This window comes from Fulvivirga maritima (assembly GCF_021389955.1).
Classification (GTDB): Bacteria; Bacteroidota; Bacteroidia; order Cytophagales; family Cyclobacteriaceae; genus Fulvivirga; species Fulvivirga maritima.
Map to the genome: position 1 here is coordinate 3,901,560 of NZ_CP089980.1, position 16,983 is coordinate 3,918,542.

The following is a 16,983-nucleotide window of genomic DNA, read 5'->3' on the forward strand; positions in this document are numbered from 1 at the left end:
TCAGGCTGACTTTGGTTCTGTTGGTGGTACACACCCTGAGGTCAAGCTGAGGCACTCGAAGCTTCGAGTGCTAAAAGTTAATTAAATTGAATAATCAAACTTAATACCCATAATCGCGCAGGTCTTGTATGTACTCTTTGGCTTGTTTTTGCCAGTCATCTTCTACGGTTTCCCAGGTGCTGTAAGATTGGTTGCCTTTAAAGTCTAATGGATTCTCTTCAGTGTAAAAGCCCGAAAGTGCCAGGTAGCTGTTTTCGTAATCCTCATATTTACAAGAGAATACATATACCGTGCTATTGTCAATGTTTATGGTGCCAAGTATCTTTATTTCGTCAGGGATTTCACCTTCGTAGCTTAGGTATTCATATAGGCAAGTTCTGGCGAATGTATCAGCTTTTTTGTATTTCTTCGGAATTTTGGATTCCTGACCACTCTTTTTAAAGCTTTGCATTACGGCATATCGGGTATTCATAGATTCCATGAGGTTATCTACTTCCTTTTTGTCATAAGGCAGATGATTATAAATTCTGGCGGTGATGGAATTGGTGCGCATCCAGCCCTCTTTCTGGTGTTTTAGAAGCTTTGTAGTAATATCATCAGTGAGCTGTGGTGCACTTACCTTATTTAGTAAAAGCAAATACTGATTTACGGTACCATCATAGGCATAAAAGTTCTCAGAAGTATCCGCTTCCATGCGGCTTATATAGTCATTTAAATCATCAAAGGCATATTTAAGAAGTGCTGGTGTTTGGCTGGTGATAAAATCTTTGTACACGCTATCATTCACCATAGTAAGGGCTGTAGATAATAGCTCGTAACGATAATCTTCGTAATCAAGAAGGGGCAAAATTTCAGCAAAATAATGCTTTGTAAGTGCCAGCGAGTCAGTAAGAGGGTTTAGTATCTTCCATGAATCGTTATCAAGTGTATGGGGTGGATTTTCGGTTAATAAGGTTAGATATTCTTCTGTGCTGTAATTATCAAAATTTTGTAATTGAGATAAAATATTGGTTTTTATGACATCAGTAGCACTTTCGTTTTTATAATAAGTGAGTAAAAATTCTATGGAAGAAGAATCTGCCAGTATGCCTATTTCCTGAATAAGACTTGATTTAATTTCATCTGAAATAGAGTCTGGTGCATATGTTTTTTCTATTGCCTGATAAATGGCAGGTAAATCTTCAGTAGTAAATTCATAATAATTTAAAGCTCCCAACGCTTTTTTATAGGTGACACTATCTGTGGAAGCAAGGCTTTCAAGTATAGCATGGGTTTTAGAGCTATACATATCAAAGTCATGATTTCGGTTAGGGTTTGAGTAGGATTCAAAAAACTGATTGTTAGTAGGGCTGAACATCTGATCATCAGAGGTGAAGGAGACCGCAAAAAAGAGATGATTTTCATCTAACCATATCCTTTCTCTTTTTTTAATGCCTGTGTTTTTATCTAAAACCACAATTTCTGTGCCTGGGAGGCCATCAATAGTGATGCTTTTCTGTTGTACCAGTGAATCATTCCAGCTAAGCAGGTTATCAGCTAATCGAGTGTAAAAAGTATCCACATGGTTGATTTTGAAATACTCAGAAAGCTCATTGTATTCCATATAATATGCGCCACCTGTGTTGGGTGATTTAAGGAAGTAGGTGTCTGTAGTTTTGGAGTAAGTGTTATAGTCTATGGTAGAATCTTTATCAGCTTTCCATTCAGGAAAGAATTGGAATGAGAATGATTCGCCCTCCGGACTAAAATGGATAAGTGAATCTTCTTTTAAAGGAGTGAAGCTGAAGCTTGATAAAAAATCATTCTCAGTTAAGTTGTTTTCCCCCGCATTTAAGTTTTGTTGTATAACTTTATAAACGCGATTACCACGTATGTATATCCGGGCTATTATGTAGTACTTGTTATCATAAGAAACTCTGTACTGCATACCTTTATAGTTTTGTAGAGAGATGCTGTCTGGTTTACTCAGCAAGGTGCCCATTTGTTTATATTCCTCTTCAAAGTTTTTGAACAATTCATGCGGGTCTTCCAGGAAATAACCTAATGGATAATCGTTATAAGCGATGAGGTAGTTAGACATATTGCGGGTGTCTGAAGCTAAATACATTTTCACTACTCCATTGTTGTCTTCATATACTTTTTCTGATTCTCTGGGTTCGAAAGGCATCTTGGTTTCAAAGCCCGCAGTTTCATTGCTAAAGGTGATCCAATCGGCGTTAGCTCTTTCTTTTGGAGGAAAAAATCTAAACGATTTAAAGAATCTTTCTGATAATTCTTTAGGGATGTTGTGAAGACCATCTGTGGAAATGAACTGACAGAAAACAATGTTGTTTTGTACGATGATACGCATGAGCATATTGCCACTCTTAGCAGATCCTTCAAGTTCATAAGCGGTTACACCGTTAATATTGAGGCGTTTTTTACTCTTAACATCGAAGCTGTTTTTGGTTTTGAATCCTTCAATAAACGAATCAGTAATGTCACCTGCTTCTATTGTTTTGCTGGTTCCGCTCATATCGATAGTCATTAGGAAGAATACATTGCCTGAAATCAGGTCAGGATACATCATCATGTTGAGTCCTGGGAATATGTCTGCGGGAATAGGGCTTCCGGGCATCTGCATGGAGTAGCCCAGGTAATCATCGCTGTAAGTTTGCCATTGTATTCGTGTGGGATCTATTTTGAAATTATCAGCTACTCCTGTAAATGAGGCACGTACTGGGGATACTTTATATCCTTTATCCCGAAGCATTTGGATGAGGCCGGCTTGCCCGGGCAAGTGAGCGCAGCCTACAGCCGCAAAAGTCGGAGTCTTAGACATGAGCTTAACCATGCTGTTGGTCATTACTATATTTCTGCTGATGAAGATAGAATCAATATGTGATTCCACCATTTTTTCTATAGATCTTAAGTCTCCCGTACTGTATATGTTGATCATAGACTCCAGATTTTTAGCATAGCTCTCTGTGTCATAGTTAAGAATATCTACTATCTCTTTTTTCTGCTCTTCTGGGGGAGCGTCATAAAAGATTTTGGTTTGGTCTTCTACTTGTTCCAGACCATGAATGTTTTTATTGAGTGTTTTGGCTATGCCATATAAATAAGCATCTACAAAGGTGCTTTTATCATCTTGCTTATCCTCTTTAGGGGTAAGTAGTGATTTGAGGATAATCGGGTTTTTAACATTCAATTGATCTAACCCGTAGCCTTTTTCTTCCTGCAATTTCTTGTCGATGGCTTCATATTCATCGTTATCAAACAACTTTTGGAAGTTCTTGTCATCTTCAAAATATTTATTGAAAATGCCATTCATCATGCTGTCTGGGTGCAGCTCAAGGGCAAACGACTGGCTGCGTTGAATAGCGAGCATTACGGAATCGCTAAAGTTAAAAGCTCGGGCATCTTTAACATGCATGGTGCCAAATAAATAGGAAGGCTCTGTGAGTTCATTTCCTTCTATTCGCCACAGTAAGCTATAATTGTCATTAGACTGGGCTAGTAGGGTAGAAGGTAGGGCAATAAGAATTGCAAAAAGTAGGGAAAACCAACAACGACTCATAAATCTTAATTTTAGTCGAAAAAAATATTATTTGAGCTAAAATTATTGTGAAATTATTTATAAAACAATATTTAATTTCACGAATTTATGAATGGTTGTTGGCTTAATGATTTTACACTAAATCAAGGGAATTTAGGGAATTGCTTAAAGTCAGGATCTCTCTTTTCTAAGAAAGCCTTTTTGCCTTCCTGAGCTTCTTCCATCAGGTAGAACATCATAGTGGCATCACCAGCAAACTCCATTAAACCTCTTTGTCCGTCTAACTCAGCATTAAGGCCTCTTTTTAGCATTCTGATAGCCATAGGGCTACGTTGCATAATGGTTTGTCCCCATTCTACGCCTTCATCTTCCAGGCTTTCTAAAGGAACTACTTTGTTTACCATGCCCATTTGCTCTGCCTCAGCAGCAGTGTATTGCTTACATAAGAACCATATCTCTCTGGCTTTCTTTTGGCCTACGTGGCGAGCCAGGTAAGAAGAGCCGAATCCGGCATCGAAACTACCTACTTTAGGGCCTGTTTGTCCGAAACGAGCATTTTCTGAAGCGATAGTAAGGTCACACACTACGTGCAATACGTGGCCTCCGCCAATGGCATAACCGTTTACTAAGGCAATAACCGGCTTAGGCAACTCTCTTATGCGTTTATGCAGATCTAGAACGTTTAATCGAGGTACGCCATCTTCACCTACATAGCCACCTACGCCTTTTACATTTTGGTCTCCTCCAGAACAGAAAGCTTTGTCTCCTTCTCCGGTAAGTAGTACTACGCCTATATCTTGTCTTTCTCGTACAATATCCATCGCTTCAATCATTTGCATGTTGGTTTCCGGACGGAAGGCATTGTAAACCTGAGGTCTGTTGATAGTTATTTTGGCTATACCATCGAATAACTCAAATCTGATATCCGAATATTCTTTGATGGTTTCCCATTTTCTTTGTTCTCCCATATCTAAATTATTTTAAGTCTTTATAAGTCTGTTTAAAGGTTTTTAGAATTTCAGTATTTGTAGCGCTATTGGTTTCTATCTCCATGATTTTGGGTATACCATCATCTTCAAGAAATGATTTCAGATAGTTCTTGAATTTAGTCTTTTTATCACAATTAAGATATTCAAAACCGTACTCTTGTGCTAATAATTTGGCATTGAGTTGCTGTTTGGTTTCAAAAAATTCTTCTAGCTCAGGGAGTTTAGAAGGGCCGTTAATAATGCGAAAAATACCCCCAGCATGGTTGTTAAGTAAAAGAATACGTAAGTTAGGCATTTTGTAGTTATGCCAGAAAGCATTACGATCATAGAAAAAGGCCAAGTCACCGGTAATGAGAATATTCAGGTGATCAGAGCTTAAGCAATGACCTACGGTGGTGCTATTGCTGCCATCTATGCCGCTGGTCCCTCGGTTAGCAAATACCTCAACATCAGGCTTTTCTAAGCCTGCATAGTTAGCATATCTTACCGCCATACTATTGGCCAAATGCAGGTGAGAACCAGCGGGTAGCTGCTGTATAGTTTCTTTTATACATTCAAACTCACCCCAGCTTTCGTAAGGGAAGAAAGTATTAGTTTGTCTTTGAGCTTTTCTCTCTTCTATTTGCCATATATAAAAGAAGTTTTCCTGCTTCTGATTGCCAAAGCTCTCCTGATGCTCTCGCTCAGCTATTTTTTTGAAAAAGGTAACTGGGTTTACCGGAATCACTTTGCTTAAGGATTGGTAAGTATCAGCCACATAACCAGAAGGCTGTATGTGCCAATGCTCCAGTGGTTTGTATTTTCTTAATAGAAGCTTTAGGTTCTTAGAAATAGTTGATTTGCCAAAAGTAACTAGTAGCTCAGGTTGCATGCTTTCATGCAGGCCGGGCTTGTCTTGGCCAAGAAAAAGGTCAGAACGTTTTATTACATCCTCAATACCATGCAAGTTGGATATAATATCACCTACTACGGGTATTTTTTGGTCTTTTATAATCTTAGAAAGTGGAGCTTTGAGTGCCTCGTTAGCATAATCTTGTCCACCTACTATGAGTATTCGCTTAAATTTTTTCCACTCTTCTGATATTCTAACCCACTCAATGTGCGGTAAATCAGTAATGCTTTTTACATGATTCGTCACTTTGATGTTAGTATCATACTCCGCTTCTTCTCCCGGCGCAGGGTAGAAGGGCTCTCTGAATGGAATGTTCAGGTGTACAGGGCCAAAGGGAAGCTGATTGGCTAGGTTTACAGCTTCTGATACTGTTCGGTAAGCATGCCATTCTGAATTTTCATTTTCCAGATCTACCGGCAGTTGATAGCTTTTTTTAATGTGCTGTCCATAGATATTCTGCTGTCTGATGGTCTGCCCGTCGAGCTGATCGATCCATTCTGGCGGGCGATCGGCGGTAATGACTATCAATGGTATCTGTTGAAAATAGGCTTCAGCAATAGCCGGAGCGTAGTTGTAGGCTGCAGACCCTGAGGTGCAGACTAACACGGTAGGCCTTTTTGTTTTTTGGGCTATACCCATGCCTATAAAAGCGGCTGAGCGCTCATCGGTAATGGTACGGCACCTAATGTCTTTATGGCGTGCAAAAGCCACTGTGAGTGGAGCACAACGAGAGCCGGGTGATAAGATAGCTTCGGTAACTCCTAATTGAGCGCATATTTCAGCGATATTATAAACAGGCTTGAGGTCCACTTATCCTATAATATTTAGAATTGTATTCATTTTGATTTCTGTTTCCTCCCATTCATCTTCCGGGATGGAGTCTTCCGTTACTCCTGCTCCTGCGTATAAAGTGGCTTTGTCAGCATCTATAGACATGCACCTTAAGTTTACAAAAAGAGAAGAGCCATTTTCTGAGTTCACAGGGCCAATGTAGCCACTGTAATAACTTCTGTCATAATATTCATTCTCTTTGATAAACTCTTGAGCAGGTGCCAGCGGCATGCCACAAATAGCAGAGGTAGGGTGTAGTAGCTTGAGCATAGTGTCTCCCAGACCGGGGAAGCCAGTGGCCTCCATGTCTACAATAAACTCGGTTTTTAAATGGAGTAAGTTGCCTGCTATTACGGTTTTTGGCCCTATGTCAGTATAATCTCTAAGGCGAATTTTTTTAAAACAGTTGATGATATATCTAGCTACTAACGCCTGTTCTTCTATCTCTTTTTGTCTCCACGCTACATGTGCTAGCGGAAGTTCAGGGTCGTACTTTTGAGTGCCGGCAAGTGCTACAGTTCTGAAGGTGTTATCTTTTTCGTTAATAAGTAGCTCAGGGGTGGCGCCCATCCAAATGCCTGTTTTGGGAGTAAAAATTAAAGAGGCGAATGCAGTAGGGTAGGCCTTAGATAGCTTTATAAAGTTAAGTCCTAAATCAAAGCCTTCAGGTAATAGAATTTCCTTTTTACGGGAGGGAACTACCTTTAAGAACTGACCATTTTTGATGGCTGCTATGGCCGCATTAGATAGGTTGATGAATTTGCTCCTTTCTTCATCAGAGGCTATCACCTTTATTTTTTCACTGTTGTTGCTGGTAGCTTTTTGAGGTTTAGAAATATGCTGTAGCAGCTCATCAGCCTTATTGCTTATTTCCAACCCTGGTTGTTTTCTTATGCTGAAATCTTCCCATTTAATATGGAGATTAGCCTTGATCAGGTATGCTGGAGCCTTTTTGTCGAATGGGCTCAGCAGAAATCCCTCTACATTTTGTTCTAGCGGATTGTCAACAGGCTGAATGTCACTTGAAAAATCTACCATCAGCTCTATGCTACTCTCCTCCGGGTGTTTCCAAATAGCTATGGAATATCCCTCTCTTCTACAATAATCAAGTGCAGAACTGATTACTTGCTCTGCAGACTGTTGTTTAATATTATCCGAAACTATCAAATCATTAATTTTTCTTTTCCAGAATGGCCATGGTTATTCTACTAATGCATACGAGCTCATTCTGTTCATTTGTAATTTTAATTTCCCATACCTGGGTAGACCTGCCTATGTGCATCGGGGTGGTGATACCATAAACATAGCCGCTTTTTACACCTCTGATGTGATTGGCATTAATATCTAATCCTACACAAGCATATTTGGAGCTATCTACCGAACACTGAGCAGCTACACTGCCTAAGGTCTCCGCCAGTACTACGCTGGCACCCCCGTGTAATAACCCAAAAGGCTGATGATGCCTGTGGTCTACCGGCATTTTGGCTTTAATAAAATCCTTTCCTATCTCGGTGAACTCTATTTCGAGATGCTCCATCATAGTGTTTTTACTCATTTTGTTGAGTGATTCTACGGTTATCTCTGTATTCATCATGGTTATTGATAAAAAAGGTTATTTTTGCCGCCAAAAATACGGACAAATTGAAAAGCAAAAAAATATATTTAGTAAGACACGGTCAAACAGATTATAACCTGAGAGGAGTAGTGCAGGGTAGTGGGATTGATGCACCTCTCAATGAAACTGGTAGAACGCAGGCTGAAGGCTTTTTTCAGACTTATAAAGATGTTCCGTTTGATAAAGTTTATACTTCTACCTTACAAAGAACCGTACAGTCAGTTCAAAAATTTTTAGATCTGGGCTTGCCTCACGAACAACTTTCTGGGTTAAATGAGATTAACTGGGGAACCAGAGAGGGAATGAAGATTACTCCTGAAGAAGATGCATACTATCATAGTGTGATCAGAGAGTGGCAAAATGGTAATACTACTTTAAGAATAGAAGGTGGTGAAAGCCCGCAAGATGTGTTTGATAGGCAAAAGGTGGCTTTAGAACATATCCTTTCTAAGGAAGATGAAGAGCTGATTCTTATTTGTATGCATGGTAGAGCTATGCGCGTGTTCTTGTGCCAAATGCTAAATTACCCTTTGCATTGCATGGATCTGTTTGAGCATTCTAACTTGTGTCTGTACAAGTTATCTTATACCGGCTCCATGTTTTCAATTGAGAACTTTAATGATATCTGCCACCTTCAGGCATAAAGGTTAGTCTTCTAATTCGTTAAGACTGGCCTTCGCTTTATTGGTAATACTGGTTTTGTATTCGTAGTTATTATACTCTAATACCTTTTCGAAGTATTTTTTAGCTTCAGCTTCATTGTTTTTGATGATATAAATATACCCTAACTGCAGACAAGAGTTAGGAGCATAATACCAGGGTTGGCTGCCTGCCATGGTTATCGTTTCTTTATAGAGATCAATGGCCTTTTTTAAATCTCCTGTTTTGTGGTATAATCTCGCTTTTCGGTAGGTATATTCGGTTTTTTCTTCATCAGTACTAAGCTCTGCTTTTTGGTTGAGTAACTGTTTGGCTCTTTCATAAAATCCTCCATCCGTGCTAAGCCGTATTTTCATGATGGTCTGGTTAGGATAGTTGTCTTTTTTTAGACTTTTGTCAGCGTGCTTATCTGCTTCAGCTACAGTAGAGCCTGTGTTTTTGGCTTTGTCAAATGCCTCTTTGGCCGAGGAACTGTCTCCGCTGAGCCAGTAAGAAAGAAATAATTTGTACCAAGAATCCTTAAGTAAGTTTTTGCCGGTGTTATGCTCAATAAAGGTTTTGAGCTCTTGCTGCGCCTTTTTATAATTTCCTTTTTGCAGGTATACCTCGCCCGCGCTGTAGTGAAGAATGTTTAAAGTATAGTAACCATCGGATAGGTTTGTAAGCTTGTGATAAAGGTTCAATGCTTGTTGCCCATGAGAGGCTTTCATAAGCAATGACATATATAGATACCCAAATAGTAGATTATCTGATGAGGAGGCGTATACTTTCTTAAATTCTTCAATGGCCTCTTTTTGTTCATTGAGAAGGTATGACTTTAATAAACATCTGATGGCTTCAGCTTCCTTTTGAAAGGTATTGCCAGACTGGGCTAGTTTGTTAATTTCTTCTATGCCTTCTTCTACAGTGCCGTTCATGCCCAGAAGGTGTAGAATCCATTGATATTTGGAAGGTACTGAGCCTAGCATGATGTGTAACATGCCCAGTGATTTGTAATTGGGGAGGAAGTCAGGGTGTTCGTCCTGATTTTCTTCTATGAGTTTATACGCTTTTCTGAAATCCCAGGCCGCATCCCACTCGGCACCCATTTTCAGGTGGACAAAAGCACTGTGAAGCCTCAGTTCGGCCAGGTAAAACTTTTTATAAGCAGAGGAGGTGGAGAGGTCATCAATATATTCATACCTATCTTCAAAATCATCTTTAAAGTCATTAAAGAGATCGGAATCTTCTGAGAAAATGATTTTAAGGCTTTCTTTTAAATTTTCAAGATAGACTACCCCGGCAGTTTTTTTGGTGAGATAGGGAGTGGCCGCATCAAAACGGAGAGAAAGAATATGATGATATGCTTTAGCCTCTTGCGAGGAAAAGGAGAGGTCTGAACCCCAAGAATTAAAACTGATGAACAATAAAAAAAGGTAAGTCAACCAACTTACCTTTTTCTTCAAAAGAATTCTGTTTCTTAAAGCCAAAATTATGCTTTTTTCTTTCTTCTAGTTGTTCTCTTAGGTTTCTCCTCTTCTAATGATTCCATATCTACATCAGCAAGGATACGACCTGAGTGCTCATCTATTACGATTTTTTTCTTTTCTCTGATCTCAGCAATTTTTTGCGGAGGAATAACGATGTTACATCCTTCAGCAGCTCCTCTTTTCACAGTAACTACAGCTAAACCGTTAGATAAGTTGGCTCTTAGCTTTTCATAATATTTGAATAGCTTAGGCTCAATTTTCTTTCCGGCTTTCTCTCTGTCAGTCAGTAACTTTTCTTCTTCGTCTTTGCTGTCTTCGAGAATCTCTTTAAGCTCTTGCTGCTTGTTTTCCAAATCAGCACTTCGCTCAGAAATCACTTCGTTAATGTTTTCGATTTCGCCTTTCTTCCTTTCAATGGCCTCGTGAGCTTCTTTAGTTTTCTTTTCCAGAATCTGGATTTCTAACTGCTGTAGCTCTACCTCTTTGGTAATGGCATCGTACTCTCGGTTATTACGAACATTGTTCTGCTGCTCGCTATATTTAGCAATCAGTTTCTCTGCGTCCTTAATTCCGTTTTTGTTGTCTTTTATGGATTGCTCTAACTCTTCCAGTTCTGTGTTGAACCTTCCAAGTCTGGTTTTATAACCTTCTATTTCGTCTTCAAGATCCTGAACTTCATCAGGTAAATCGCCCCTTAATTTCTTTATTTCATCAAGCTTTGAATCAATGGATTGTAATTTTACGAGAGCCTCGAGTTTTTGTGCAACACTTGTGTTTTCCATGTAATCTATAAGTAGCTAATTGGATTTGTTACAGTTTCCGATAAATTGAGTGCAAATTTAGTAAATTTTTTACTTAATATCTCACATATCAAATTTTTTGTGTATACTTCACTTTCATAATGACCAATATCAGCTATCGTAATTCGGTCTTCAGCATCAAAAAATTCATGATATTTAAAGTCCGCAGTGATGTATAAATCAGCTCCGGATCGGATGGCGTGAGGTAGTAAAAAGCTCCCTGAGCCACCGCAAACTGCAATTTTGAATATTTTATCTTTTACAGGTTTAGTATGTCTTATGCATGTAAGTCCCATCCTATCCTTTAAATATTTTAAACACTCAAAAGGTTCCATTTTTTCTGAAAGTTCTCCGATCATTCCTGATCCTACCTCTTGGTTTTTGTTTTTTACACTGCTCAGATAGTAGGCCACTTCTTCATACGGGTGTGCTTGCTGTAAGGCACTTATGATCTTGCCTTCTAAGTAAGAGGGTAAAATAATCTCTACACGGTCTTCAGCTACGTACTCTTTGGTATGGCTGCTGCCTATGTGAGGCTGAGCGGCTTCATTAGGAGTGAAGGTGCCAGTGCCTTCTACTTTAAAACTGCAGTTATCATAATTGCCAATATTACCACCGCCGGCAGCATGTATGGCATCAAGCACGGCGTCTGTGTTTTCTTTAGGAATAAAAGTAACGAGCTTACTCAGTGTGTCATGTTTAGGAACTAACACCTGTGTATTTAGTAAGCCTAATTTCTCGCATATTTTCTTATTTACGCCTTGAGATACATTATCAAGGTTAGTGTGAATGGCATAAATAGCTATGTCATTTTTCAGGGCTTTGATCACTGTGCGTTCCACATAATTACTGCCGGTAAGTGATTTTAAGCCTTTAAATATAATGGGGTGATGAGAAACAATCAGGTTGCAATTTTTATCAATAGCCTCCGCTACTACTTCTTCTGTGGTGTCTAACGTAATGAGCACATTACTCACCTCATCTTCTGCATTTCCGGTGATAAGTCTCGAATTATCATAGCTTTCCTGATAGGCTGAAGGAGCTACTGTTTCTAAATATTGAATGATGTCTTTTATTTTCGTCATAAATGGCCAAATTTGCGGTAATTTCGGACGGTTATATTAATCGTTCAAAGTTATGGAATTTCATAATCACATCACTGGCGCATGAGTTTTTTAACGGTACTGCTGTATCCTTTTGCTGTTTTGTATGATGCTATTACCCGTGTGCGTAACTATATGTACAACACAGGTTATAAAGTGTCATTCTTATTTGAGGCTAATGTTATCTCTGTGGGCAACCTATCAGTAGGAGGCACCGGAAAGACTCCTATGGTGGAGTACCTGATCAGATTACTGAGCCAGAAAAATCTGGTTACCTTAAGTAGGGGCTATGGCCGAAAAACCAAAGGCTTTTTAGTGGCAGGAAAAGATGATTCTGCAGCTACGGTTGGAGATGAGCCTTTTCAAATCTATAGTAAGTTTAAAGATATGCACGTAACAGTAGGTGAGGAAAGAGCGCTGGCCATACCTTTTATATTGGCCGAATTTCCAGACACTGAGGTGATTCTTCTGGATGATGCTTTTCAGCACAGGCCGGTAAAGCCTTCTTTGAGCATTCTGCTTACAGATTATAATAGGCCTTTTTATAATGATTATCTGTTGCCTGCCGGTAGGTTAAGAGAAAGCAGAAAAGGAGCAGATAGAGCAGATATTATAGTAGTAACTAAATGTCCTGAGGAAATTGCTTATCAGGAGTACGAAGATAATATCAGAAAATATAATAGTCAGGCCCTCATTGCTTTTAGTACAGTGACATATGCCCAGCCGCTCAGGTGGAATGGGGCAGATGAAAAGGCCGAAGGAGAGGTGCTGTTACTTAGTGGCATAGCTAATCCTACTGGGTTAAGAAAATATGTATCAGAAAAATATCGTTTGGCTGATGAAATCATTTACCAAGACCATTATAAATACAGAGCATCAGATCTTGATAAGGTTATAGATACTTTTAATCAGCTAAATGCTGAAAAGAAGTTTATTCTTACTACAGAAAAGGACTTTGTAAAGCTGAAACCCTTATTGGATACTAAAGGAATTGATATTCCGCTATTTTATTTACCAATAGAGACTACCTTTGTAAAAGGTGGCAAGGCATTTGATGAAACCGTGTTGAATTCAATAATCTCTTATTCTAATTAGTACTTATTAGTTAATTTTAAGCGTGCAGTTAAGATCAATATTTATTATACTTCTTCTATTTACCCTTTCTATCAAAGGATTTAGTCAGATAGAAATACCAGAAGAAGAAAGACAGGAAAGGATAGGCTCTGAAATTTTAGATGATTCCACCAAGCAAATCTATGGGCCTACCACTACCCGGTATACTTTTGAAGAAAATATTAAGTTCAATATGCCTCATTATTGGACTATAGATACCTCTGTGTATGACATGCACAAGTTTCAGTATACCGTAAAGGAAAATAATTTGTATCAGGATTTAGGAAATATAGGAACGGCAGTCCAGCCTATTTATCCTTTACTTCCTACTCAGATAGGAGCCACTTCAGGTTTTAATGTGTATGACCTTTATTATCGAGGGCCTGATCAGATTCGTTATTATGATACTAAGTCACCTTACTCTAACCTTGGAGTAACCTGGGGTGGACAGGGAAGAGCGATTACAGAAGTGACCTATGCCCGTAATATTGATGAGCGTGCTGGCATTGGTTTCGACTTCAGAGGACTTTATATAGATAAGCAGATTCTCCGGGTACGTAGGGGAGATAGAAATGTGGAAGGAACTTATTATACAGGTTATGGCCACTATAAAACGAAAGATGGAAAATACCGCTTGCTAGCCAATTTTGTGAGAAACAGGCATAATGTAGATGAATATGGAGGTATATTCAGAGATGATGTAACAGAAAATGGAGTGCTCAACCAAGGGCCAGAGGGGTATATCTATTTTGATGAAGACAGAAGGCAAACGGTATTAGCCGGTGCAGAAACTGATGAGCTGAGGACTAATTACCATTTATATCATCAGTATCAGCTCAGTGATTATTTACAGATCTACCATCAGTATGATAGGTATAAGCAGCAAAATGACTTTATTGATGATGAGTCTCAGGAAGATAGAGACCTGCGTCCGTTTGATAATTATATTGATGTAGGCGATACAGTAAATGTAAAAGACAGATCTAAATTAGTGTACAGGCAGCATGAGCTGGGGGTTAAAGGAGATATTGGCAAAGGCTTTTATACCTTATACTATAAGGCCAGAGATGTAGACTTTGAGTATAAATACATTAATGAAGGCGAGCTTAATTTTGATACTGATTACCTGGAGAATTATGCCGGATTTAATCTACGCTTCGGTAATGATTCTGTGAGTTATGTAAAGGCTTTTGGTGAGTATAAGCTGGGAGGTGAATATAAAGTAGGTGGAGAAATAAGAAATAGCTGGTTCTTTGCTGAAGGGTACAGTACTAAATACTTACCAGGCTATGTGCAAAGAGCTTATTTGGGCCGTCATGATGAATGGATAGAGAGCTTCGATTCACCAATATCATCTCGTGTATCTTCAGGGTTAAATTTGAAAGTAGGCCCTTTACGAGTGAAGCCTTCAGCAGAGTATAATTTGCTAACTAATTACATTTATTTCAATCAGAATACTGATGTAGAGGAGGGCGAACAAACCGTGCTGCCGGAACAGGCTTCTGGTGATATTAGCGTAGTGAAGGCTAAGCTGGAGTTTGACTATAACTTTGGAAAAGGATTTAATATTAATGGATTAGGTATTTATAGTAATGTAAGTGGAGGCTCTGCCGGCGCTATTAATGTGCCTGAGTTATTTGGTAATGCGCAAATCTCTTATCATGACATTTCTTTTGAAGGTAATTTAGAGTGGCAAGTCGGATTTGATGTTCACTGGCACTCCAGCTATTATGCTAATGGCTATGATCCTGCTATTATGCAATATTATACGCAGTCTAGTTTTAAAGTACCTGATTTCCCTGTGATTGATTTCTTTATCAATGCTAAGATTAATCGTGGCCGCTTCTTCCTAAAATATAATAACCTATTAGAGCTTGTAAGAGACCGGGGTTATTTTGCCACTCCTTATTATATAGGGCAAACCAGTATTTTTGACTTTGGATTTAAATGGGCTTTTTATGATTGATGAAGCAGCAAAACAAGTACTAGGACTTGAGCTACCCACAGACCCTCGTTGGGTTAATATTGCAGAGAAAAATATTGAAGAAATATTAATAGATCATGCTTTTTGTGAGCAGAAAGCGGCTAGTTCATGTATTTCTTTAATAGTGATGTATCCTGAAAAAGAGGAGTTAGTAGATATGCTCACTCCTGTGGTGGCAGAGGAATGGAGCCATTTTGAGCGTGTACTCGACGAGATGAAGAAGCGCGGTTACAAACTGGGACCACAAAGGAAGGATGAATACGTAGCTAAGTTGGCGAAAATTGAAAAAAAAGGCGGTAGTAGAGAGCAGCAGTTGGTAGAAAAACTACTGATCAATGCGCTGATAGAAGCCCGCAGCTGTGAACGCTTCAGGCTTTTGTGGAAATATATTCCTGATGAAGAGCTGCAGAAATTCTACTATGAGCTCATGGTGTCAGAAGCAGGACATTATAAGAACTTTTTAAATTTAGCTAAGACCTATTTGCCCGAAGAAGTGGTGATTAAAAGATGGAAGGAGATTCTGGAAGGCGAAGCTGAAATAATTAAAAACCTTGAAGTAAGAGGTGACAGGATGCATTAATCATGAACTGAATAATGCATCTCATCAACTGTTTTTATATCAGGTCTTTTGTTTCTTCTTTTTAGCGGCAGGGAATAATATATTGTTTAGTATCAGTCTGTAACCTGGTGAGTTAGGGTGCAGGTTCAGGTCAGTAGGCTCCTCATTAACCAGGTGCTGATAGTCTTCAGGATCATGACCTCCGTAAAAAGTCCAGAAGCCTTTTCCGTATACGCCGTGCATATATTTTACTTCGCTAATACTTTTGTTCTCTCCCATAATTACCACATCACTCTTTACTAGTTTCTTTTTATAAGCAGTAGTCTGTCCGTAAAATCCTTTGATTACTCGGGTATGATTTTGCGTAAGCATAGTAGGGATAGGGTCCCACTTGGCAGAAAATTCGAAGAGATTAAAGTAGTCATTTTCTTCTCTCAGGCCTCTTTCTGTAGGCTGATTGTCTATAGTTGAAAACTCATACTCATATGGATTGTTAGAGATTTTGAAGTTTTCAAAGGCAAAAGTTTTAGAAAAGTCCAGCTTGCTCTGGGCGGAAGGATCAGCGGCGTCACCGTCAAACATGCGGTCTACAATATCTAAACCATCAGCCGCCAAGGCTATGTCATAAGTATCAGTGGCAGAGCACATGGCAAACAGGAAGCCTCCGCCACTCACAAAATCTTTTATTTTTTTGGCTACAGCCAGCTTAAGATGAGTCACTTTACTAAAGCCATGCTTACGGGCAGACTCTTCAAACTCACGCTGTTGCTCTATATACCAGGGCATATTTTTAAAAGAGCGGTAAAATTTACCGTATTGTCCTGTAAAATCTTCATGGTGCAAGTGTAGCCAGTCATAAGTGGGGAGCTTGTCGGCCAGCACTTCATCATCAAAAACCACATCATACGGTATCTCGGCATAGGTGAGAACCAGAGTTACGGCATCATCCCAAGGCTGCTTGCTCTTGGGGCTATATACGGCTATCTTAGGGAATTTCTCCAGCTTCATCACATCAGTGTTAGAAGATGGGCTGGCTATCTCTTCAATAATTTGATTAGATTGCGCATCACTGATCACCTCGTAACTTACCCCTCGTATGATCAGCTCGTTCTCAAACTTTTGGTAGTACTTGCACATGAAACTGCCGCCTTTATAATTAAGCAACCAGTCTACTTCTATCTTATTTTCCAGTATCCAGTAGGCTATTCCATAGGCTTTTAGGTGGTTCGTCTGCTTAGAGTCCATAGGTATGAACAGGTAGCTGGCATATGCCTGCGAACAAATAAGTATGATAATAACCGTGGTAAGTATCTTCTTCATATTGCTGTTTTCTGAATCAGAGATTTTGCTAAAGTGAGTGTTTAATTGCTCAACATCAATATTTCAGCGGTTTATTTAACCGATAAAAAGCTTTTTAGACTAATCAGGTA

At 39.2% G+C, this 16,983-nt stretch carries 13 protein-coding genes; 4 read left to right on the plus strand and 9 right to left on the minus strand.

The genetic code is table 11. The features are described from left to right. Positions 1-100: 100 nt before the first annotated feature. The 5 genes from LVD15_RS16565 to LVD15_RS16585 all read right to left on the minus strand — a co-directional run bounded on the left by LVD15_RS16565 (position 101) and on the right by LVD15_RS16585 (position 7,844). Positions 101-3,559 carry a TraB/GumN family protein gene (locus LVD15_RS16565; RefSeq protein WP_233776322.1) on the minus strand — a complete coding sequence of 1,153 codons (3,459 nt, stop codon included), beginning with the start codon at positions 3,557-3,559 and terminating at the stop codon, positions 101-103. Between the two features lie 122 nt (positions 3,560-3,681). After that, on the minus strand, positions 3,682-4,506 hold the full coding sequence (menB, locus tag LVD15_RS16570; protein ID WP_233776324.1) for a 1,4-dihydroxy-2-naphthoyl-CoA synthase: 825 nt from the start codon (positions 4,504-4,506) through the stop codon (positions 3,682-3,684). Positions 4,507-4,513: 7 nt separating this feature from the next. Next, positions 4,514-6,229, minus strand: a complete 1,716-nt coding sequence (menD, locus tag LVD15_RS16575) for a 2-succinyl-5-enolpyruvyl-6-hydroxy-3-cyclohexene-1-carboxylic-acid synthase (protein WP_233776326.1) — start codon at positions 6,227-6,229, stop codon at positions 4,514-4,516. After that, complete coding sequence (locus LVD15_RS16580) at positions 6,230-7,417, minus strand: chorismate-binding protein (protein WP_233776328.1); 1,188 nt, start codon at positions 7,415-7,417, stop codon at positions 6,230-6,232. 4 nt (positions 7,418-7,421) lie between these two features. After that, positions 7,422-7,844, minus strand: a complete 423-nt coding sequence (locus LVD15_RS16585; RefSeq protein WP_233776330.1) for a hotdog fold thioesterase — start codon at positions 7,842-7,844, stop codon at positions 7,422-7,424. A gap of 47 nt (positions 7,845-7,891) precedes the next feature. Between LVD15_RS16585 and LVD15_RS16590 the strand changes: the two genes are divergently transcribed. Further along, positions 7,892-8,509 (plus strand): histidine phosphatase family protein, encoded by a 618-nt coding sequence (locus LVD15_RS16590; protein ID WP_233776331.1) that lies wholly within the window; start codon positions 7,892-7,894, stop codon positions 8,507-8,509. 3 nt (positions 8,510-8,512) lie between these two features. Here LVD15_RS16590 and LVD15_RS16595 read toward each other — a convergent pair whose 3' ends face one another. Genes LVD15_RS16595 through LVD15_RS16605 form a run of 3 tightly spaced genes read right to left on the minus strand, consistent with a single transcriptional unit; the run spans position 8,513 to position 11,879 of the window. Then, on the minus strand, positions 8,513-9,970 hold the full coding sequence (locus tag LVD15_RS16595; RefSeq protein ID WP_233776332.1) for a tetratricopeptide repeat protein: 1,458 nt from the start codon (positions 9,968-9,970) through the stop codon (positions 8,513-8,515). A 26-nt stretch (positions 9,971-9,996) separates the two neighbouring features. Continuing rightward, on the minus strand, positions 9,997-10,776 hold the full coding sequence (locus tag LVD15_RS16600; RefSeq protein WP_233776334.1) for a zinc ribbon domain-containing protein: 780 nt from the start codon (positions 10,774-10,776) through the stop codon (positions 9,997-9,999). Positions 10,777-10,781: 5 nt separating this feature from the next. Further along, positions 10,782-11,879, minus strand: a complete 1,098-nt coding sequence (locus LVD15_RS16605) for a Nif3-like dinuclear metal center hexameric protein (RefSeq protein WP_233776335.1) — start codon at positions 11,877-11,879, stop codon at positions 10,782-10,784. Between the two features lie 81 nt (positions 11,880-11,960). On the opposite strand from LVD15_RS16605, the gene lpxK reads away from it, so the two are divergent. The 3 genes from lpxK to LVD15_RS16620 are packed head-to-tail and all read left to right on the plus strand — an operon-like array spanning position 11,961 to position 15,574. Continuing rightward, entirely contained in the window at positions 11,961-12,992 is a 1,032-nt protein-coding gene (lpxK, locus tag LVD15_RS16610; protein WP_233776337.1) for a tetraacyldisaccharide 4'-kinase, read from the plus strand. A gap of 22 nt (positions 12,993-13,014) precedes the next feature. Beyond that, complete coding sequence (locus tag LVD15_RS16615; RefSeq protein ID WP_233776340.1) at positions 13,015-14,976, plus strand: putative porin; 1,962 nt, start codon at positions 13,015-13,017, stop codon at positions 14,974-14,976. Further along, the gene (locus tag LVD15_RS16620) at positions 14,969-15,574 is read left to right on the plus strand and encodes a MiaE family protein (protein ID WP_233776341.1); all 606 of its coding nucleotides are present in this window, start codon (positions 14,969-14,971) and stop codon (positions 15,572-15,574) included. Before LVD15_RS16615 ends, LVD15_RS16620 begins: the two co-directional genes overlap by 8 nt. Positions 15,575-15,613: 39 nt before the next feature. On the opposite strand, the gene LVD15_RS16625 is transcribed toward LVD15_RS16620, so the two are convergent. After that, positions 15,614-16,873, minus strand: a complete 1,260-nt coding sequence (locus LVD15_RS16625) for an asparagine synthetase B (RefSeq protein ID WP_233776343.1) — start codon at positions 16,871-16,873, stop codon at positions 15,614-15,616. Positions 16,874-16,983 lie beyond the last annotated feature (110 nt).

Coding starts and splice junctions, on each gene's coding strand:
- LVD15_RS16565 (WP_233776322.1), bottom strand. CDS start 3,559: ATGAGTCGTTGTTGGTTTTCCCTACTTTTTGCAATTCTTATTGCCCTA.
- menB (WP_233776324.1), bottom strand. CDS start 4,506: ATGGGAGAACAAAGAAAATGGGAAACCATCAAAGAATATTCGGATATC.
- LVD15_RS16585 (WP_233776330.1), bottom strand. CDS start 7,844: ATGATGAATACAGAGATAACCGTAGAATCACTCAACAAAATGAGTAAA.
- LVD15_RS16600 (WP_233776334.1), bottom strand. CDS start 10,776: ATGGAAAACACAAGTGTTGCACAAAAACTCGAGGCTCTCGTAAAATTA.
- LVD15_RS16605 (WP_233776335.1), bottom strand. CDS start 11,879: ATGACGAAAATAAAAGACATCATTCAATATTTAGAAACAGTAGCTCCT.
- lpxK (WP_233776337.1), top strand. CDS start 11,961: ATGAGTTTTTTAACGGTACTGCTGTATCCTTTTGCTGTTTTGTATGAT.
- LVD15_RS16620 (WP_233776341.1), top strand. CDS start 14,969: ATGATTGATGAAGCAGCAAAACAAGTACTAGGACTTGAGCTACCCACA.
- LVD15_RS16625 (WP_233776343.1), bottom strand. CDS start 16,873: ATGAAGAAGATACTTACCACGGTTATTATCATACTTATTTGTTCGCAG.